We start from the raw sequence: 19,404 nt of genomic DNA on the forward strand, positions 1-19,404 counted from the left end.
CCACGAGACCCCGTACCACCGCACAGCGGCCGCACACGGCGACCGTGCACGTCAGCACCGCAGAGCAGTTCCGCACCGCGACACACGCACGACGACTCGTATCAGCACACCTCACGGGGGCACGAGGGAGGGGAGCCACCATGGCATCGGAGCAGATCCGGCGCTGGGAGTCGGGAGCACTCGCGCACGCCGTCACGGACCCTTTCGGCCTGGGTCCCGTCCCCTGGCTGCGCGGCAGCGAGACCTATTTCGACGACACCGGTCACGTCGTCCCCTGGTACGTCGACCCGAGCCTGCCGCAGCCGACCGGCCAGAACCCGCGGATCCCGGCACCCCGCCGTGCCGTCGGCCCGCGCTCGGCGGACGACGTGCACCGGCAGATCAAAGGTTTCACCTCGACCGGCGCGGTCTCCCCCGGTGAGGCCGTCGACTTCCACATCACCGTCGACCCGCCGCAGGAATTCAGCGTCGACGTCTACCGCATCGGTCACTACGGCGGCGACGGCGCCTCGAAGATCACCACCAGCCCACGGCTGTCCGGCATCGTGCAGCCCCCGCCGCTGGCCGCCGACCGCACGGTCTCCTGCCACCACTGGTGGCTGTCCTGGCGCCTGCAGGTCCCCTCGTACTGGAGCATCGGCGCGTACGTCGCCGTCCTGACCACGGCCGACGGCTACCGCTCCCACGTGCCCTTCACGATCCGCGACAACCACCCCGCCGACCTGCTCCTGCTGCTGCCGGACATCACCTGGCAGGCCTACAACCTCTACCCCGAGGACGGCCGGACCGGCGCCAGCCTCTACCACGCCTGGGACGAACGGGGCCGGCTGCTCGGCGAGGCCGACGCGGCCACCACCGTCTCCTTCGACCGGCCGTACGCGGGCGCGGGCCTGCCCCTGCACGTCGGCCACGCCTACGACTTCATCCGCTGGGCCGAGCGCTACGGCTACGACCTGGCCTACGCCGACGCCCGCGACCTGCACGCCGGCCGCGTCGACCCGGCCCGCTACCGGGGCCTGGTCTTCCCCGGCCACGACGAGTACTGGTCGCCCCGGATGCGCCGCACGGTCGAACTGGCCCGGGACAGCGGCACCTCGCTGGTCTTCCTCTCCGCCAACACCATGTACTGGCAGGTGGAGTTGGGGCCGTCCCCGTCCGGGGTCGCGGACCGGCTGCTCACCTGCCGGAAGCGCAAGGGCCCGGGCAGGCCCGTGCTGTGGCGCGAGATCGACCGGGCCGAGCAGCAGACCATCGGCATCCAGTACGCGGGACGGGTGCCCGAGCCGCACCCGCTCATCGTCCGCAACGCCGGCCACTGGCTCTGGGAGGCCTCCGGCGCGCAGGAGGGCGACGAACTGCCGGGTCTGGTGGCCGGGGAGGCCGACCGCTACTTCCCGCGCACCGCGCTGCCCGAGCACGAGGAGCGCATCCTGCTGGCGCACTCCCCGTACACCGACGGCGACGGCGCCCTGCGCCACCAGGAGACCTCCCTGTACCGGGCCCCCTCCGGCGCCCTGGTCTTCGCCGCCGGCACCTTCGCCTGGTCCCCGGCGCTCGACCGCCCCGGTCACATCGACCCCCGCGTCCAGCGCGCCACGGCCAACCTCCTGGACCGCATCTGCAAACGCGACTGACCCCGTGTCCGGGGGCAACCCGGCATACGGGAGAATCGGGGGCACCTGTACAGAACCACGGGGAGGAACCGTGTCCGGATTCGTCGAAAAGCCCGAGCCCGTCGAGGTGCCGGGCCTGGTGCATCTGCACACCGGCAAGGTGCGCGACCTGTACCAGAACGCGGCCGGGGATCTCGTGATGGTCGCCAGCGACCGCATCTCCGCCTACGACTGGGTGCTGCCCACCGAGATCCCCGACAAGGGCCGGGTGCTCACCCAGCTCTCCCTGTGGTGGTTCGACAAGCTCGCCGACCTCGCCCCCAACCACGTCATCGGCACCGAGCTGCCCGAGGGCGCCCCCGCCGACTGGGCGGGCCGCACCCTGGTCTGCGAGTCGCTGAAGATGCTGCCGGTCGAGTGCGTGGCCCGCGGCTATCTCACCGGTTCGGGTCTGGCCGAGTACCAGGAGACCCGTACGGTCTGCGGGCTCGCCCTTCCCGAGGGCCTGGTCGACGGCTCCGAGCTGCCCGCCCCGATCTTCACCCCGGCCACCAAGGCCGAGGTCGGCGAGCACGACGAGAACGTGTCGTACGAGGAGGTCGCCCGGCAGGTCGGCGCCGAGACCGCCGCGCAGCTGCGGCAGGCCACCCTCGCGGTGTACGGGCGGGCCCGGGACATCGCCCGCGACCGGGGCATCGTCCTGGCCGACACCAAGTTCGAGTTCGGCTTCGACGGTGACACCCTCGTCCTCGCCGACGAGGTGCTCACCCCGGACTCCTCCCGCTTCTGGCCGGCCGACGAGTGGGAGCCGGGCCGCGCCCAGCCGTCGTTCGACAAGCAGTTCGTGCGCGACTGGCTGACCTCGGCCGAGTCCGGCTGGGATCGCAGGAGCGAGCAGCCCCCGCCGCCGCTGCCGCAGCGCGTGGTCGACGCGACCCGCGCGAAGTACATCGAGGCGTACGAGCGGCTGACGGGCAACACCTGGTCGTGACGGAGGCAACCCCCGGGCCCCGGCCCGGGAACGCCGAAGGCCCCCGGTGGAAACCGGGGGCCTTCCTCATGGAGCGGACGACGAGGCTCGAACTCGCGACCTCAACCTTGGCAAGGTTGCGCTCTACCAACTGAGCTACGTCCGCATGCGCCGTGGCGCGTGAGCAACTATACCCAACCTCGCTCCCGTGCGAGACGCACTGCCGTATGACGGTTTTCGGCACCGAGCTTGGTGACGGCCGAGGAGAGGTAGTTCCGGACGGTTCCCGGCGACAGCGCGGCCCGCTCGGCGATCTCCGCGACCGGCGCCCCGTCGGCCGCCAGTTCCAGTACCTCGGCCTCCCGGGCGGTCAGCGGCGAGTCCCCGGCGGAGATCGCGTCGGCGGCCAACTCCGGGTCGACGTAGCGGTTTCCCGCGTGCACGGTGCGGATGATCTCCGCGAGGCGCTGCGCACTGACCGTCTTCGGGACGAACCCGCGCACACCGGCGGCCAGGGCCCTCTTCAGGTGCCCGGGGCGGCCGTGACCGGTCACGATCAGTACCTGGCAGCCGGGCAGTTCGGCCCGCAGGGATGTGGCGACCCTCACACCGTCGGCCCCGGGCATCTGCAGGTCCAGTACCGCCACGTCGGGCCGGTGGGCCCGCGCCATGGCGAGTGCCTCCGGGCCGGTGGCGGCCTCGGCGACCACGACGAGATCGTCCTCGAGGCCGAGCAGTGCGGCGAGCGCGCCCCGGATCAGATGCTCGTCGTCGGCGAGCAACAGCCGTACCGCAGCGGTCATGAGGTGACTCCGCTCAGGTTCACGTCGGCGGTGCGGCCGGTCAGCGGCACCGAGGCGACCACCCGGAACCCGTCCGTCCCCACCGGCCCCGCCTCCAGGGTCCCGGCCACCGCGGCGAGCCGCTCCCGCAGCCCGGCGATCCCGGACCCGCCGCCCTGGCCACTCCCGCCGCCGTCGGCCCGGGGGGCGACTCCGTCGTTCTCCACCGTCAGCACCACACGTCCCTCCGTCACCCGCAGACTCACCGTGCACTGCCCCGCGTCCCCGTGTCGGAGAACGTTGGTGGTCGTCTCCCGGACCACCCAGCCCAGCGCCGACTGCACCTCGGCGGGCAGGCCGGCGGTGTCCCCGGTCACCGTGCACGCGATGCCGGCCGCCGCCAGCACGCCCTGCGCACCGGCGAGTTCGGACGCCAGGTCGGCGTCCCGGTAGCCCCGTACGACGGCCCGCACCTCGCGCTGCGACTCCTGGGCGATCCGCTGCACCTCGATCATCTGCTCCACGGCCTCGGGCCGTTCGCGGCGGGCCAGCCGCACGGCCAGTTCGCTCTTGAGGGCGATGACGGCGAGGTTGCGGCCGAGCACGTCGTGCAGGTCGCGGCCGAACCGCAGCCGTTCCTCGGCGACGGCGAGCCGGGCACGGGTCTCCCTCGCCTCGTCGAGCTCGTAGACGGCGTTCAGCAGCCAGATGGAGAAGGCCGAGGTGGCGGCGAGGAACCCGGCGGCCAGGAACACCACGGCCGCCGTGACCAGCGCGGCGACCCCGGGCACGGCCGGCGGGACGGAGACCGCGCCCGCCCCGCACGCGAAGCCCGCGATCAGCGCCACCGCCCGGCGCCGGTCGCGGACGCCGAGCGCCGTGGTGCCCGCCCCGAAGGCCAGGATCCCCACGAAGACGGTGGCCGCCGCGCTGTGCACGGCGTCGCCCGGCGCGCCGTGCCGGCGCAGTACCAGAGCGGTGACGGCGAAGGCGTACGTGGCGGCGCCGAGCAGCCACAGCAGCCGCACCGGCTGCTCCCGGCGGCCGCGCGTCCAGTCCAGCGCCCGGGAGGCGGTCAGCGCGCAGAGCACCGCGTGGACGACGACCATCGCGGTCATCCAGCCGGAGAACGCTCCGCCGGCCTCGCCGAGCACCGGGAGTCCGATCGCGGTGACCTCGATCACCGCGAAGAAGTGGAACGACCAGCGTGTGTACGTCTCGACCTTGGCGGGCGTGGTCTTCGCCCGCCACCAGCCCCCTGCCCCGCTCATCCCGTGGTGTCCCGTCCCGTCTCCGCTCAGCGCCGGGGTTCCCAGCGGAACCACCGCCGTACAGCAAACACCGCGACCAGGGTCCAGGCCAGCGCGGTGAGGACCGTGCCGGTCGCCTGGCCCGCGCCGAGCTCCCCGGTCCAGCCCGCCCGGACCAGCCGGACGGCCGGGGAGAGCGGCAGGAACTCACAGACCCGGGCGACCCGCTCCGGCAGGATGTCCACGGGTACGGCGATGCCCGAGCCCAGCATCGAGACGAAGACCAGCGGCAGGGCGGTGACCTGGGCGCTCTCGGTGGTCCGGGTGACGGCCGAGGTGAGCGCGGCGAGCGCGGCACTGAGCAGCAGGCCGAGCAGCAGCCCGAGCAGGGTGAGATACGGCGCCTCGGGTGCCCCGGCGTCCAGCAGCACCGCGCAGCCGACGCTCAGCACCAGCGCCTGCGCCAGGCCGAGGCAGAGGGCGGGCAGGGCGGTGCCGGCCAGGATCTCCGCGTCGGCCGCTTCCCCGCTGCGCAGCCGTTTCAGGACGAGTTCCTCGCGGCGGGCCACGTAGGCGCTCACCAGGGACGTGTACACGGCGAAGAGGAAGGAGAAGCCGGTCGCGGCGGTCAGCATCAGCGTGCCGACGTTCAGGTCCTGGGCCTTGAGGCCGGGCTGGTCGATCACGGGCCGCACGCTGAACGGCAGGGCGAGCGGCACCAGCAGGGCGGTGAGCACCGCGCCGCGGTTGCGGCCGAGGAGCAGCAGTTCGGCGCGGCCGAGCGCACTCAGCCGGCGCCGGGAGGCGGCGCGCGCCACCCGGCGCCGGGACGCGTCCGGGCGTTCTCGGACGTCCACCGTGCTCATACGACCGCCTCCCTCGCGATCCCCAGGAACGCCTCCTCCAGCGAGGCCGACCGCACTTCCAGCCGGTCCAGTTCGATTCCGGTCCGCTGGGCCCAGGTGAGCACCCCGGTGGCGGTCCGCTGCACCTCGCGGGTCCGCAGCCGTACGGCGCGGCCGTCGGTCTCGTGTCCGCACACGCCGAGGGCGGCCAGCGGCGGCAGGTCGCCGACGAAGTAGCCGGGCGGCAGCTCGAAGGAGATCCGCGCGGGCCGGCCCGCGGTCACCTGGGCGGGCGTTCCGGCGGCCGCGATGCGCCCCTCGTGCAGGATGGCGAGCCGGTCGGCGAGGTCCTCGGCCTCTTCCAGGTAGTGCGTGGTGAGCAGGACGGTCGTTCCGGTGTCCCGCAGGGATCGCACCAACTCCCAGGTGGCGGTGCGCCCTTCGGCGTCCAGACCGGTCGTCGGTTCGTCCAGGAACAGCACCTCGGGCCGGCCGAGCAGGGCGAGTGCCAGATCGAGGCGGCGCCGCTCGCCGCCGGAGAGCTGCTTGACCCGGACGTCCGCCTTGCCGGCGAGGCCGACCAGGCCGAGCGCCTCGGCGGGCGGCCGGGCGCCGGTCGTGCAGCCGGCCCACATGCGGGTGGTCTCGCTGACGGTCAGCTCGGACGGGAAGCCGCCCTCCTGGAGCATCACCCCGGTGCGTGGCCGTACGGCGGCCCGTTCCCGGAGCGGATCGTGGCCCAGTACCCGTACCAGGCCCCCGGTCGGGGGCGCGAGGCCCTCCAGCAGTTCGACGGTGGAGGTCTTGCCGGCGCCGTTGGTGCCGAGGAGCGCGAAGATCTCCCCACGGTTCACGGAGAAGGTGATGCCTCGGACCGCTTCGAACCCGCCCCCGTAGGCCCGCCGCAGGTCCGTGACCTCAATCACGTGTTCGCCTGTCACGTGCTCGTCGTCCTCGATGGCTTCCATGGGACGAGCGTCCCCGGCGCAGCGGCCCGGCAGCAGTGCGCGGTGTCACCACTCGCCATGACAAATGTCAGAGCGCGTGAGGAAGGAGTACGGGCGCACGAAAAAACCCCAGTCGTCGGACTGGGGTTTCTTCTATGAGCTGGAGCGGACGACGAGGCTCGAACTCGCGACCTCAACCTTGGCAAGGTTGCGCTCTACCAACTGAGCTACGTCCGCACTGCCCCCGACCGGCTCCCACCGATCGGTGCGAGCACCAGCCTACCTGATCCACAAGCATGATCAGGACCGGCGGTGCAGAGCGGGTGACAGGAATTGCACACTGCGCCTTCCCCCTGGAAGGGGGATGTTCTGCTACTGAACTACACCCGCGTGTACTCCGTGGGATTCGGCCTTTCGGCCTCGCCCCTCGGCGTGCTCCAGACATTAGCTGATCAGCAGGGGGGTAGCGCAAGTCGGCTGTCCTCGGGGGCCGGTGACGGTCCCTGAGGACAGGCCTGGACGGCGTCTCACTGCGCGGCGCTGAACGCCTCGTAGACCTTCTTCGGGATACGGCCGCGCGCCGGGACGTCCATCTTGTTCGCCTGCGCCCAGGCGCGGACGGCCGCCGGGTCGGGGGCGACCTCCGTCTGCTTGTACGCCTTGCCCGACTTCGACCGCTTGCGGCCGGCCGTCACGTAGGGCTCGAGGGCCTCACGCAGTTCCTTGGCGTTGGCTTGATTCAGATCGATCTCGTACGACTTGCCGTCGAGTCCGAAGGCGATCGTTTCCGCCGCTTCCGAGCCGTCGATGTCGTCAAAGAGAGTGACCACGACCTTCTGCGCCACGAATATCGGTCCCTTCGTGTGGCACGTCTATACAGCTCACCGGCGATGACGCGATGGCGGAGATGACGTGCCGAGTATCGGCTATTGCCAATTCATTTGTACAGTGCCTGGCAATACAAAGTGAAGCCCGACTAAATCCGTCCGCGTGTCTCCGGCGCAATAGATGTCGTGGGCGAACCCGGGGAACTTTCCCAGAACTTTTCGTGCGGATCCCCCGCTGTCACCCGATCGTGATGCGGCTCACGTAGTTTCCTACAACTCTACCCGCGTAGAAATTTTGTGCGGGTAGTCTGAAGACGCCTGTCGGAGCCTCGGCGGGTAACTGCTCAGCAGCCAGCACCACAACACCGGGAGTGCCAGTGGCACGCGTCGTAGTCGACGTCATGCTCAAGCCGGAGATCCTCGACCCCCAGGGCCAGGCGGTCCAGCGTGCGCTGCCGCGCCTGGGTTTCGAAGGCATCTCCGATGTACGTCAGGGAAAGCGATTCGAACTGGAAGTTGACGGGCCGGTCGACGAGGCCGCGCTCGCCCGCATCCACGATCTTGCGGAATCCTTCCTCGCCAACACCGTGATCGAGGACTTCACCGTTCGGGTCGACGAAGTCGCGGAGGCGGCCAAGTGACCGCTCGTATTGGCGTCGTCACTTTCCCGGGAAGTCTGGACGACCGGGACACCCAGCGCGCGATCCGGCTCGCGGGCGCCGAACCGGTGGCCCTCTGGCACAAGGACAAGGACCTCCACCAGGTCGACGCGGTGGTCCTTCCCGGTGGTTTCTCGTACGGCGACTATCTGCGGGCCGGTGCCATCTCCCGTTTCTCGCCGGTGATGGAGAGCGTCATCGAGCAGGCGAAGGCCGGCCTCCCGGTCCTCGGTATCTGCAACGGCTTCCAGGTCCTCACCGAGGCCCATCTGCTCCCGGGCGCGATGCTCGGCAACAACCACCTCCACTTCATCTGCCGCGACCAGAAGCTGCGGGTGGAGAACGCGGGGACCTCCTGGACCGGCGACTACCGCGAGGGCCAGGAGATCCACATCCCGCTGAAGAACATGGACGGCCGGTACGTCGCCGACGAGTACACGCTGGACAAGCTGGAGGCCGAGGGCCGGGTCGTCTTCCGCTACCTGGACCTGAACCCGAACGGCTCGCTCCGCGACATCGCCGGCATCACCAACGAGGCCGGCAACGTCGTGGGGCTGATGCCGCACCCGGAGCACGCCGTCGAGCCGCTCATCGGCAGCGGCCGCACCGACGGTCTGCCCTTCTTCACCTCGATCCTCAAGAAGCTGGTGGGCGCATGAGCCGGACGCCTCTGGACACGGTCGGACACGCGGCCGCGACCCCCGACGTCGAGCTGCCCTGGGCCGAACTCGGCCTGAAGAAGGACGAGTACGAGCGGGTCGTGGAGATCCTCGGCCGCCGCCCGACCGGCGCCGAACTCGCCATGTACTCGGTCATGTGGTCCGAGCACTGCTCGTACAAGAGCAGCAAGGTCCACCTCCGCCAGTTCGGCGAGAAGGCCCCGCAGAGCGACGCGCTGCTCGTCGGCATCGGCGAGAACGCCGGCGTCGTCGACGTCGGCCAGGGCTACGCGGTGACCTTCAAGGTCGAGTCGCACAACCACCCGTCGTACGTCGAGCCCTACCAGGGCGCCGCGACCGGTGTCGGCGGCATCGTCCGCGACATCATCGCGATGGGCGCCCGCCCGGTCGCCGTGGTCGACCCGCTGCGCTTCGGCGCCGCCGACCACCCCGACACCAAGCGCGTGCTGCCCGGAGTCGTCGCCGGCATCGGCGGCTACGGCAACTGCCTGGGCCTGCCCAACATCGGCGGCGAGGTCGTCTTCGACGCCTGCTACCAGGGCAACCCGCTGGTCAACGCCGGTGCCATCGGCGTGATGCGGCACGAGGACATCCACCTCGCCAAGGCCTCCGGCGCGGGCAACCAGGTCATCCTGTACGGCGCCAGGACCGGCGGCGACGGCATCGGCGGCGCCTCCATCCTCGCGAGCGAGACCTTCGACGACGCCAAGCCGTCGAAGCGCCCCGCGGTGCAGGTCGGCGACCCGTTCCAGGAGAAGCTCCTCATCGAGTGCACCCTGGAGGCCTTCGCCGAGAAGCTGGTCGTCGGCATCCAGGACCTCGGCGCGGCCGGTCTGTCCTGCGCCACCTCCGAGCTGGCCTCGAACGGCTCCGGCGGCATGACCGTCACCCTCGACGACGTACCGCTGCGCGACTCCACGCTCTCGCCCGAGGAGATCCTCATGAGCGAGTCGCAGGAGCGCATGTGCGCGGTGGTCGAGCCGGCCAAGGTCGCCCGCTTCCTGGAGATCTGCGAGAAGTGGGACGTCATCGCCACCGTCATCGGCGAGGTGACCGACGGCGACCGCCTGGAGATCTTCTGGCACGGCGAGAAGATCGTCGACGTCGACCCGCGCACGGTCGCGCACGACGGCCCGGTCTACGAGCGCCCCTACGCCCGCCCGTCCTGGCAGGACGCCCTCCAGGCGGACGACGCGAACAAGCTGCCCCGCCCGGCGACCGCCGAGGAGCTGAAGGACCAGGTCCTGAAGCTGGTCGGCTCCCCGAACCAGGCCTCCAAGAAGTGGATCACCTCGCAGTACGACCACTTCGTGCAGGGCAACACCGTCCTCGCCCAGCCGGAGGACTCCGGCATGATCCGCGTGGACGAGGAGAGCGGCCTGGGCGTCGCCATCGCGACCGACGGCAACGGCCGCTACGCCAAGCTGGACCCGTACACGGGCGCGCAGCTCGCCCTGTCCGAGGCCTACCGGAACGTGGCGACGACCGGCGCCAAGCCGCTCGCCGTCTCCGACTGCCTGAACTTCGGCTCGCCCGAGGACCCGGCGGTGATGTGGCAGTTCGCCGAGGCGGTCCGCGGCCTGGCCGACGCCTGCCAGGTGCTGGGCACCCCGGTGACCGGCGGCAACGTCTCGCTCTACAACCAGACCGGCGAGGCGGCCATCCACCCGACCCCGGTCGTCGCCGTCCTCGGCGTCATCGACGACGTCGCCCGGCGCACGCCGGTCGCCTTCCAGGAGGAGGGCCAGCTGCTCTACCTCCTCGGCGACACCCGCGAGGAGTTCGGCGGCTCGGCCTGGTCGCAGGTGGTCCACGACCACCTCGGCGGCCTGCCCCCGAAGGTCGACCTGGAGCGCGAGCGCCTGCTGGCCGAGATCCTGATCTCCGCCTCCCGCGACGGCATGATCGACTCCGCGCACGACCTGTCCGACGGCGGTCTGATCCAGGCGGTCGTGGAGTCGGCGCTGCTCGGCGGCAAGGGCGCGCGGCTGGTCGTACCGGACGGGCTCGACGCGTTCACGTTCCTGCTCTCCGAGTCGGCGGGCCGCGCGGTCGTGGCCGTGCCGCGCTCCGAGGAGGTCCGCTTCAACGACATGTGCGGCGCCCGCGGCCTGCCGGTGGCGCGCATCGGTGTCGTGGACGGCGACACGGTCGAGATCCAGGGCGAGTTCGCCCTCACCCTGGAGGAACTCCGCGAGGCCCACGAGGGCACGATCGAGGCCCTGCTCGCGTAGCCGGTGCTACGACGCCGAGGGCCCCGCCCGGACACATGAGTCCGGGCGGGGCCCTCGCAGCCTCATCGGACGTAGTTCTTGAGGGTCTCCGTGTCGAGCTCGATGCCCATCGGATCCGGGAGCACCACCGTCTCGCCGAACTTCGCGGTGTGGACGGCGCGGTAGCCACCGATCTGCCGGTCCGGGCCGCTGTGCACCGTGACCGTGCAGGAGTCCCGGTCGATCAGGAGATACAGCGGGATACCGGCCTGTCCGTACACGGTCGGCTTCTCGTGCCGGTCCCGCCGGTCGGTGTCCGAGTCGTACGAGGTGATCTCGACGACCATGAGCGCGCCGTCCGGGTCGGCCCACTCGCCGTATCCCGCGAAGTGGGCCTCCGGCGCGAGGACTGCGTCCGGTCTCGCCCTGCCTTCTCGATGGGCCTCCACCCGGAGCCCTCGGCCGTAATACAGGTCCAGGTCTGGCCTGGTCTGCATACAGCGCCGGGCCAGCCAGGACACGATGGTGTCGTGGTCCCCGTCCGTCACCTTTTTGACCCCGATCCGTCCGTCGATGAACTCCAACGTGACGGTCTCGGGAGCAGTAGAGGCGATCGTTTCGAACTCCTCCACCGACATCTGAGACGTGCGCTCGGCCATAACCGTCATGCTGCACCCCCTTCCAGGCGAAGGCCAGTGTCGTCGGACACCGGGGCGGCGTGGGGCGGGATTCCTTGCTCAGCACACTCGCGAGTGATCGCCTCCGACCGCCGCGAATGACGTCCGGACCCTTTCGGACCGGGGAGCGGACGGCCCATCCTGCTGGCATGCGCTTGCGAGATGTCACCGAGGACGACGTGGACGCCTATGTCCGGATGCGCTGTGACCCCGTGATGATGCGGGATCTCGGCGGGCCGCTGCCCGAGGAGGGGATGCGGGACAAGGTGCGCCGGGACGCCGAGACCGCGGCCGCCGGCGTCGGGTGGATCAAGATGATCCTTCCTGATCCCGGCGCCCCCGAGACCGTCGCGGGCAATGTGTGCATCTGGGCGCACGACGAGGACGGGGAGCCGGTCTCGGAGATCGGGTGGATGGTGCTGCCCGAGTTCCAGGGCCGCGGGCTCGGCAGGCTCGCCGCCCGCACGATCCTCGAACAGGCCAGGGACGAGGGCCGTTGGGGCGCCGTCCACGCCTTCCCTGCGACGGCCAACGGCCCCTCGAACGGCATCTGCCGCTCCCTCGGCTTCCGCCTCCTCGGCGAGCGGGACGTCGACTTCGCCGACCGGGTCATCCGCAGCAACCACTGGGTGATCGACCCGGCCCGCGACCTCGCCCCCTGACCGCGGGGCACTGTCGGACCGAGGGCATACGCTCACCGCCATGCCGCCCGCCAGGAAACGCACCAGGACGTACGACCCGGCCCGGACCCGTACCGCGGTCCTCGCCCAGTTCGCCCACGTGCGGGACGCCGTCCGCACGCTCACCCCGGAGCAGCTCGCGCTCCCCACCCGGCTCGGCGGGTGGACCGTGCGGGACCTCGTCGCCCACGTCGGCATGGCCGTCACCGCCGTCCGGCGGGCCCTGGACGAGCCGGAGCCGGCCAAGGCGGACGCGGTCCTCCTCGACTGGCCCTTCCGGACCGCCGCCAACTCCTCGGCGATCTCCGACTTCACCCGGCGCCTCGCCGACGGCCACCCCGACCTCGACGCCTACCTCACCGAAGCCGACGACGGCCTGCGCGCCCTCCTCGCGGCCCACCCGGGCACCCGGCTGCTCGCCACCAGCGCCGGCGCGATGTCCCTGGACGACTACCTGGTCACCCGGGCCGTCGAGCTGGTGGTCCACACCGACGACCTCAACGCCGCCCTCGCGGGGCCGGAGGTGCCGTTCGACCGGCAGGCGCTCGCCGCCTGCACCCGGCTGCTCGCCGACACGCTCGCGGTCAAGGCGCCCGGCGGCTCCACCGAGGTCCGGGTGCCGCCGTACGCCGTGGTGCAGTGCGTGGAGGGCCCCCGGCACACCCGGGGCACCCCGCCGAACGTGGTCGAGACCGATCCGCTGACCTGGATCCGGCTGGCCACCGGGCGGGTGGGGTGGCCGGCGGCGCTGGCGGCCGCCGAGGTCAGCGCGAGCGGGGAGCGGGCGGACATCAGCGCCTACCTGCCGCTCATGGGCTGAGGGAACCGATCGTCCCGTCCGATCCGTCGAACCGGCATGTACGGGTACAGGCAGAGCATGGTTCTCACGGCTGCCGCCGCCCTGCTCGCGGTGGCCTGTGGTGGCGAGCGGGCGGGTGCGGGCAGCGGCTCGGTGAGTCCACGGCCGTCGGTGACCGGGGTCGACTGGACCGTCGGGAGCGTGACGGCGGAGGGCACCACCCGGCCCGCCCCGGCGCATGCCCACGTGAGGATCGACGACGGCCGGGCGGCCGGTGGCCTCGGGTGCAACCAGTTCAGTGCCACGGCGCGCCTCACGGACGACCGGCTCCGCCTCGGCAACGTCCGCACCACCCGGATGGCCTGCGACGACGCCCGCATGACCTTCGAGCGCGCCCTCGCCCGCACCCTCACCGAGGCAGCGCTCACCATCCATGTGGACGGCGGGAGGCTGACCCTCACCGCGGCAGGCGGCGACCGGGTCGAGCTGTCCCGGAAGTGACCTCGGGTGTCCCGAATGATGTGCGACTCCTCACTCAGAGATACGGTCTGAGGGGGTTGCGCGGGCACAGGTCCGACCGAACGCGCACCGGCCGGACGATCCTCCCGCCGCGTTGACCAGCGGAAATGTGGAAAGCCGCCAGGGTGACCCGATTCGTAGATCCATTACGGCCGGGTATCCCCAATTCGGACCAGTGGTCGATCTCGCCTACACTCGGTGCCGTGCCACGTGGTGACGGTCTCCTCAATCACGATCTGCTCCCCGGTGAGAAGGGCCCCCAGGACGCTTGCGGCGTCTTCGGTGTCTGGGCTCCGGGTGAAGAGGTCGCCAAGCTCACGTACTTCGGGCTCTACGCCCTTCAGCATCGGGGCCAGGAATCCGCGGGTATCGCGGTCAGCAACGGCTCCCAGATCCTCGTCTTCAAGGACATGGGGCTGGTCTCCCAGGTCTTCGACGAGACCTCCCTCGGATCGCTCCAGGGACACATCGCGGTCGGACACGCCCGCTACTCGACCACCGGTGCCTCCGTCTGGGAGAACGCCCAGCCGACGTTCCGGGCCACCGCGCACGGCTCGATCGCGCTCGGTCACAACGGCAACCTGGTCAACACGGCGCAGCTCGCCGAGATGGTCGCCGACCTCCCCAAGGACACCCACGGCCGGTCCACCCGGGTCGCCGCCACCAACGACACCGACCTGCTCACCGCGCTCCTCGCGGCCCAGGTCGACGCCGACGGCAAGCCGCTGACCATCGAGGAGGCCGCGCACGCGGTCCTGCCGAAGGTCCGGGGCGCCTTCTCGCTGGTCTTCATGGACGAGCACACCCTCTACGCCGCCCGTGACCCGCAGGGCATCCGCCCGCTGGTCCTCGGCCGCCTGGAGCGCGGCTGGGTCATCGCCTCCGAGTCCGCCGCCCTCGACATCTGCGGCGCCAGCTTCGTGCGCGAGATCGAGCCGGGCGAGTTCGTCGCGGTCGACGAGAACGGCCTGCGCACCTCTCGATTCGCGGATGCGAAGCCCAAGGGCTGTGTCTTCGAATACGTGTACCTGGCCCGCCCCGACACCGACATCGCCGGCCGGAACGTGTACCTGTCCCGGGTGGAGATGGGCCGCAAGCTCGCCGCGGAGGCCCCGGTCGAGGCCGACCTGGTGATAGCGACCCCGGAATCCGGCACCCCGGCCGCCATCGGCTACGCGGAGGCCTCGGGCATCCCCTTCGGCAACGGTCTGGTCAAGAACGCCTACGTCGGCCGGACCTTCATCCAGCCCTCGCAGACCATCCGGCAGCTCGGCATCCGCCTGAAGCTGAACCCGCTGAAGGAAGTCATCAAGGGCAAGCGGCTGGTCGTCGTCGACGACTCGATCGTGCGCGGCAACACCCAGCGGGCCCTGGTGCGCATGCTGCGCGAGGCGGGCGCGGCCGAGATCCACATCCGGATCTCCTCGCCGCCCGTGAAGTGGCCCTGCTTCTTCGGCATCGACTTCGCCACCCGCGCCGAGCTCATCGCCAACGGCATGAGCATCGACGAGATCGGCACCTCGCTCGGCGCCGACTCCCTGGCCTACATCTCCATCGACGGCATGATCGAGGCGACCACCATCGCCAAGCCGAACCTGTGCCGTGCCTGCTTCGACGGCGAGTACCCGATGGAGCTCCCGGACCCCGAGCTGCTGGGCAAGCAGCTCCTGGAGACCGAACTGGCCGCCGGTCCGGCAGCCACGGCCGCGGCCGACGCGATCCGTCGCCCGTAACGCCCCGTCATCAACCCGAAAGATCCCAGGCAATGTCTGAGAGCCGTTCCACCGGTGCCTCCTACGCGGCTGCCGGCGTCGACATCGAAGCGGGCGACCGCGCCGTCGAGTTGATGAAGGAGTGGGTGAAGAAGACCCGGCGTCCGGAGGTCCTCGGCGGCCTCGGCGGCTTCGCCGGCCTCTTCGACGCCTCCGCCCTCAAGCACTACGAGCGCCCGCTGCTCGCCTCCGCCACGGACGGTGTGGGCACCAAGGTCGACATCGCCCGGCAGCTGGGCGTGTACGACACCATCGGCCACGACCTGGTCGCCATGGTCATGGACGACATCGTGGTGTGCGGTGCCGAGCCGCTCTTCATGACCGACTACATCTGCGTCGGCAAGGTGCACCCCGAGCGGGTCGCCGCGATCGTCAAGGGCATCGCCGAGGGCTGTGTGCTGGCCGGCTGCGCCCTGGTGGGCGGCGAGACGGCCGAGCACCCGGGCCTGCTCGGCGCGGACGACTTCGACGTGGCGGGCGCCGGTACCGGCGTGGTGGAGGCCGACCGGCTGCTCGGCGCGGATCGTATCCGTACGGGTGACGCGGTGATCGCCATGGCGTCCTCCGGGCTTCACTCCAACGGGTACTCCCTGGTCCGGCACGTGCTGCTGAACCAGGCCGGGCTCGCCCTGGACGCCCACGTCGAGGAGTTCGGCCGCACCCTCGGCGAGGAGCTGCTGGAGCCCACCAAGATCTACTCGCTGGACTGCCTGGCGCTGATCCGCACCGCCGAGGTGCACGCGTTCAGCCATGTGACCGGCGGCGGGCTCGCGGCGAACCTGGCCCGGGTGATCCCGGACCACCTGCACGCGCGCGTGGACCGGACGACCTGGACGCCCGGCGCGGTCTTCGACCTGGTCGGCCGGACCGGCAACGTCGAGCGGCTCGAACTGGAGAAGACGCTCAACATGGGTGTCGGCATGATCGCGATGGTGCCGCAGGAGTCGGTGGAGGTGGCGCTCACCGCCCTCGCGGACCGCGGGGTCGACGCGTGGGTGGCCGGCGAGATCACCGAGCGCGGCGAGCACACCACGGGTGCGGAACTGGTCGGCGACTACGCGTAGGACCCGGCCCGGGAACTCAGTCGCGTCGGCCGCGAGGCCAGCACAAAACCCGGTCCGGCATTGGAAGCCCCGGACCGGGTGTGTACGCGGCTAAGCAGCCGCAGGCATCACGCACCGCGACGATGTTGGGACTGGGGACCGGACTGGTCGTCCTCGTCCTCGTCCTCATCGTCGTTGTAGAGATCCGCGTACTGGGCGTACGGGTCGTCATCCTCGTCGTCGTCCTCGAACGGCTCGCCATTCGGCGGCTGGTCCGAAGTCGATGCGCCCAGTTCGCTGGCCAGACGTGACAGGTCAGTCCCACCGCTGTTGTACTTCAGCTGGCGGGCGACCTTCGTCTGCTTGGCCTTGGCCCGGCCGCGCCCCATGGCTCGACCCCCTCGGTGACGGGGCTCGACGGCCCCAGAGTCTGACACGCGTTCATGATCCGGAACGGACTCTCCTCGGAGAGACCGGTCCGTAGGGCTTCCACGGTACCTGAGCCCGCGCCCATACGGTACGTCGCCCGCACCACGCGCCTGGCTGCACGACCCGCGAGGTGCCCCGTCCCCGCTGGTCAACGACGATTTTAACCACTTCCTGGCGGGCGACCCGCCGACGAACGTGAGAGTTCTCTCCAAGTGCCCGCCGGCGGGTACCGGAATTCCGTGCGGAAATCCGGTGTTCGGTCAGCGGCCACCCGCTGTTGCCGCTTCGTGCATCCGCTGTTCGGCGATCCGGTCGGCCGCCGCGGCGGGCGGAATCCCGTCGTTCTTCGCACGAGCGAATATGGCCAGCGTGGTGTCGAAGATCTTCGCGGCCTTGGCCTTGCACCGGTCGAAGTCGAACCCGTGCAGCTCGTCGGCGACCTGGATGACACCGCCGGCGTTCACCACGTAGTCCGGCGCGTAGAGGATGCCGCGGTCGGCGAGGTCCTTCTCGACACCGGGGTGGGCGAGCTGGTTGTTGGCCGCGCCGCACACCACCTTGGCGGTCAGCGCCGGCACCGTCACGTCGTCGAGCGCGCCGCCGAGCGCGCAGGGCGCGTAGATGTCGAGGCCCTCCACCCGGATCAGGGACTCGGTGTCGGCGGCGACCTGCACCTGCGCGTGCCGGTCGGAGATCCGGCCGACGGCGTCCCGGCGCACGTCGGTGATCACCACCCGGGCGCCCTCCTCCAGCAGGTGCTCCACCAGGTGGTGGCCGACCTTCCCGACGCCCGCGATGCCGACGGTGCGGCCGCGCAGCGAGGGGTCGCCCCACAGGTGCTGCGCGCTGGCCCGCATGCCCTGGTAGACGCCGTAGGCGGTGAGCACGGAGGAGTCGCCCGCGCCCCCGTTCTCCGGGGAGCGGCCGGTGGTCCACCGGCACTCGCGCGCCACGACGTCCATGTCGGCGACGTAGGTGCCGACGTCGCAGGCGGTGACGTAGCGGCCGGCGAGCGAGGCCACGCAGCGCCCGTAGGCGAGCAGCAGTTCCTCGGTCTTGTCGCGCTCGGGGTCCCCGATGATCACGGCCTTGCCGCCGCCGTGGTCGAGTCCGGCCATGGCGTTCTTGTACGACATCCCGCGCGCGAGGTTGAGGGCGTCGGCGACGGCCTCTTCCTCGTTGGCGTACGGGTAGAAGCGGGTGCCGCCGAGGGCGGGGCCCAGCGCGGTGGAGTGGATGGCGATGACGGCCCTGAGGCCGCTCTTGCGGTCCTGGCAGAGCACGACCTGCTCGTGACCGCCCTGGTCCGAGTGGAACAGGGTGTGCAGGACGCCGGTGGAAACGTCGGTCACTGTGGTGACTCCCGGTTGTGTTCGCGGCGGGTGGAGACGGGGGCCTCCGTACGGGTGGCGGGGGCCGTGGCATGAGCGTAGAGCTATTGCCCGCCCACCATCCGCGCCGTGTTCAGGATCACTCTCCCGTGCCGCGTGCGCACGGATGAGCGTGGGACGATTTGCTGTGGTTTCGCGGCTGCTCCGTAGTGGGTCCCGCTGGTTTCGAGCCCGGTCCGATGGGGAGGGAGCAGGCGTGCCCAAGGTGTCATCGGTGATCGTCCCCTACGCGACGTACCTGCGTGTGTACGAGCCGCTGGCCGCCTTCCCGGAGTCCGAGCGCGGCCACTGGGCGCGATACGCCCGCCGTGCCACCAGGCCCTCGTACCAGGACGAACTCCGGCGCGCGCTGGCCGACTTGCTGCCGACCCCGCCGATCCCGGTGCCGGTCCAGGAGAGCGCCGAGGCCTTCGTGCTGGAGGTCGACGGCGTGGTGTGCGTGTGCCCGTGGCGGACGCGGCTGCGGGGCTGGCAGGCCCTCCAGGAGCCGCCCGAGGAGCTGCCGGACCTGGTCCTGGACGCGATGCTGCCGCCGGTCGTGCGCCGGCAGGCCGCGATGGACTACGAGCGCTGGCTGGCCCGCAATCCCGACTCCCGGCCCTGGATCCGCACGGCGACCTGGCAGGTGCCGCTGAACTGGTTCGTGCTGGTCTCCGACGAGGAGCGCCGGTACGAGAAGGGCACCGGCGAGATCCCGCCGATGCTGCGCTACCGCACGCCCATGGTGCAGGCCCGGCGCCGGGTGGCCCGGGCGCTGCGCACGCTCAAGGACACCATCGACGAAGGGCCGCTGATCGACGGTCTGGTGGACGTCGGCCGCTGGCTGGAGGAGTTCCATCCGCGTTCGCTGGTGGAACTGGACTACGGCGGCCTGGTGCACGCCCTGCCCGCCGGCGACCTGGAGGGCGACCACTCGGCGGCCGACGTGGCGGCCGGCATCGAGGCGCTTCGGCAGGGCGACGGGGCCGCGGCCGGGGAGGCGTACGGGCGGCTGGTGGAGCGTTGGCGGGCCGTGCGGGGCCGGCGGTCGGCGAACTGAGCGGCGAAGCCCGCCGCTCCGTACTCAGTGTCGGATCACCTGATGGTGTGACAGTCAGATGACACCTAGGTGACGTATGAGTGCCGAGTGATGTAGGTCACGGCCCAGATGCCATGAAACAACGTACGTTGACGGCACTTCAGTGAACGCACGGGGCGTAGGTCCCGATCCGGGCTTTTGCGTCAAGGGTGACGGACCGCACTTACACGGCTCTTGCGCCTCTTGCCACTCCTCGTGCCAAAATAGGACAAGGAGTCCGGGGAGGGCTC

Annotated in this window: 19 protein-coding genes and 3 tRNA genes; 11 read left to right on the forward strand and 11 right to left on the reverse strand. The window is 71.0% G+C overall.

The annotated features are described in order from the left end of the window. Positions 1-140 precede the first annotated feature (140 nt). Both ACFY3I_RS24410 and ACFY3I_RS24415 read left to right on the forward strand, forming a co-directional pair. On the forward strand, positions 141-1,634 hold the full coding sequence (locus tag ACFY3I_RS24410) for a N,N-dimethylformamidase beta subunit family domain-containing protein (protein WP_390862627.1): 1,494 nt from the start codon (positions 141-143) through the stop codon (positions 1,632-1,634). Positions 1,635-1,704: 70 nt separating this feature from the next. Further along, entirely contained in the window at positions 1,705-2,604 is a 900-nt protein-coding gene (locus ACFY3I_RS24415; RefSeq protein ID WP_390862629.1) for a phosphoribosylaminoimidazolesuccinocarboxamide synthase, read from the forward strand. Between the two features lie 69 nt (positions 2,605-2,673). On the opposite strand, the gene ACFY3I_RS24420 is transcribed toward ACFY3I_RS24415, so the two are convergent. The 8 genes from ACFY3I_RS24420 to ACFY3I_RS24455 form a co-directional block, all read right to left on the reverse strand. Next, positions 2,674-2,749: transfer RNA gene (locus tag ACFY3I_RS24420), tRNA-Gly, on the reverse strand. A 22-nt stretch (positions 2,750-2,771) separates the two neighbouring features. Further along, positions 2,772-3,386 carry a response regulator transcription factor gene (locus ACFY3I_RS24425; RefSeq protein WP_365285554.1) on the reverse strand — a complete coding sequence of 205 codons (615 nt, stop codon included), beginning with the start codon at positions 3,384-3,386 and terminating at the stop codon, positions 2,772-2,774. Beyond that, positions 3,383-4,636: a sensor histidine kinase gene (locus ACFY3I_RS24430; RefSeq protein ID WP_390862631.1), complete on the reverse strand. Its 1,254-nt coding sequence runs from the start codon at positions 4,634-4,636 to the stop codon at positions 3,383-3,385. The genes ACFY3I_RS24425 and ACFY3I_RS24430 overlap by 4 nt, the downstream gene beginning before the upstream one ends. Before the next feature lie 26 nt (positions 4,637-4,662). Beyond that, a complete protein-coding gene (locus ACFY3I_RS24435) occupies positions 4,663-5,481 on the reverse strand; it encodes an ABC transporter permease (protein WP_390862633.1) in 819 nt (272 codons plus the stop codon). After that, positions 5,478-6,428: an ABC transporter ATP-binding protein gene (locus ACFY3I_RS24440; protein ID WP_390862635.1), complete on the reverse strand. Its 951-nt coding sequence runs from the start codon at positions 6,426-6,428 to the stop codon at positions 5,478-5,480. The genes ACFY3I_RS24435 and ACFY3I_RS24440 overlap by 4 nt, the downstream gene beginning before the upstream one ends. 140 nt (positions 6,429-6,568) lie before the next feature. Further along, positions 6,569-6,644 (reverse strand) — tRNA-Gly (locus ACFY3I_RS24445). Between the two features lie 81 nt (positions 6,645-6,725). Beyond that, a tRNA-Gly gene (locus ACFY3I_RS24450) sits at positions 6,726-6,797 on the reverse strand. Between the two features lie 137 nt (positions 6,798-6,934). Then, positions 6,935-7,252: an Lsr2 family protein gene (locus ACFY3I_RS24455; protein ID WP_365285546.1), complete on the reverse strand. Its 318-nt coding sequence runs from the start codon at positions 7,250-7,252 to the stop codon at positions 6,935-6,937. 359 nt (positions 7,253-7,611) lie between these two features. Here ACFY3I_RS24455 and purS point away from each other — a divergent pair, with 359 nt between their 5' ends. Genes purS through purL form a run of 3 tightly spaced genes read left to right on the forward strand, consistent with a single transcriptional unit; the run spans position 7,612 to position 10,807 of the window. Then, entirely contained in the window at positions 7,612-7,875 is a 264-nt protein-coding gene (gene purS / locus ACFY3I_RS24460; protein ID WP_093501106.1) for a phosphoribosylformylglycinamidine synthase subunit PurS, read from the forward strand. Further along, entirely contained in the window at positions 7,872-8,552 is a 681-nt protein-coding gene (gene purQ, locus ACFY3I_RS24465; protein ID WP_365285544.1) for a phosphoribosylformylglycinamidine synthase subunit PurQ, read from the forward strand. Before purS ends, purQ begins: the two co-directional genes overlap by 4 nt. After that, a complete protein-coding gene (gene purL / locus ACFY3I_RS24470; RefSeq protein WP_390862637.1) occupies positions 8,549-10,807 on the forward strand; it encodes a phosphoribosylformylglycinamidine synthase subunit PurL in 2,259 nt (752 codons plus the stop codon). Before purQ ends, purL begins: the two co-directional genes overlap by 4 nt. A gap of 62 nt (positions 10,808-10,869) precedes the next feature. Here purL and ACFY3I_RS24475 read toward each other — a convergent pair whose 3' ends face one another. Next, positions 10,870-11,454, reverse strand: a complete 585-nt coding sequence (locus ACFY3I_RS24475; protein WP_390862639.1) for a Uma2 family endonuclease — start codon at positions 11,452-11,454, stop codon at positions 10,870-10,872. Positions 11,455-11,612: 158 nt separating this feature from the next. Between ACFY3I_RS24475 and ACFY3I_RS24480 the strand changes: the two genes are divergently transcribed. From ACFY3I_RS24480 to purM, 5 genes are all read left to right on the forward strand, one after another. Beyond that, positions 11,613-12,125: a GNAT family N-acetyltransferase gene (locus tag ACFY3I_RS24480; RefSeq protein ID WP_390862641.1), complete on the forward strand. Its 513-nt coding sequence runs from the start codon at positions 11,613-11,615 to the stop codon at positions 12,123-12,125. A 40-nt stretch (positions 12,126-12,165) separates the two neighbouring features. Continuing rightward, complete coding sequence (locus ACFY3I_RS24485) at positions 12,166-12,963, forward strand: sterol carrier family protein (RefSeq protein ID WP_390862642.1); 798 nt, start codon at positions 12,166-12,168, stop codon at positions 12,961-12,963. A 57-nt stretch (positions 12,964-13,020) separates the two neighbouring features. After that, positions 13,021-13,443 (forward strand): META domain-containing protein, encoded by a 423-nt coding sequence (locus tag ACFY3I_RS24490; protein ID WP_390862644.1) that lies wholly within the window; start codon positions 13,021-13,023, stop codon positions 13,441-13,443. A gap of 221 nt (positions 13,444-13,664) precedes the next feature. Further along, positions 13,665-15,194: an amidophosphoribosyltransferase gene (gene purF / locus ACFY3I_RS24495; RefSeq protein WP_365285534.1), complete on the forward strand. Its 1,530-nt coding sequence runs from the start codon at positions 13,665-13,667 to the stop codon at positions 15,192-15,194. Positions 15,195-15,226: 32 nt separating this feature from the next. Further along, a complete protein-coding gene (purM, locus tag ACFY3I_RS24500) occupies positions 15,227-16,297 on the forward strand; it encodes a phosphoribosylformylglycinamidine cyclo-ligase (protein ID WP_390862646.1) in 1,071 nt (356 codons plus the stop codon). Between the two features lie 107 nt (positions 16,298-16,404). Here purM and ACFY3I_RS24505 read toward each other — a convergent pair whose 3' ends face one another. Then, entirely contained in the window at positions 16,405-16,665 is a 261-nt protein-coding gene (locus tag ACFY3I_RS24505) for a DUF3073 domain-containing protein (RefSeq protein ID WP_365285530.1), read from the reverse strand. Positions 16,666-16,965: 300 nt separating this feature from the next. Next, a complete protein-coding gene (locus ACFY3I_RS24510) occupies positions 16,966-18,057 on the reverse strand; it encodes a Leu/Phe/Val dehydrogenase (RefSeq protein ID WP_390862648.1) in 1,092 nt (363 codons plus the stop codon). A gap of 235 nt (positions 18,058-18,292) precedes the next feature. Between ACFY3I_RS24510 and ACFY3I_RS24515 the strand changes: the two genes are divergently transcribed. Continuing rightward, positions 18,293-19,135, forward strand: a complete 843-nt coding sequence (locus tag ACFY3I_RS24515) for a hypothetical protein (RefSeq protein ID WP_365285526.1) — start codon at positions 18,293-18,295, stop codon at positions 19,133-19,135. Positions 19,136-19,404: the final 269 nt, after the last annotated feature.

The organism is Streptomyces sp. NPDC001068, assembly GCF_042897315.1.
In the GTDB taxonomy this organism is placed as follows: Bacteria; Actinomycetota; Actinomycetes; order Streptomycetales; family Streptomycetaceae; genus Streptomyces.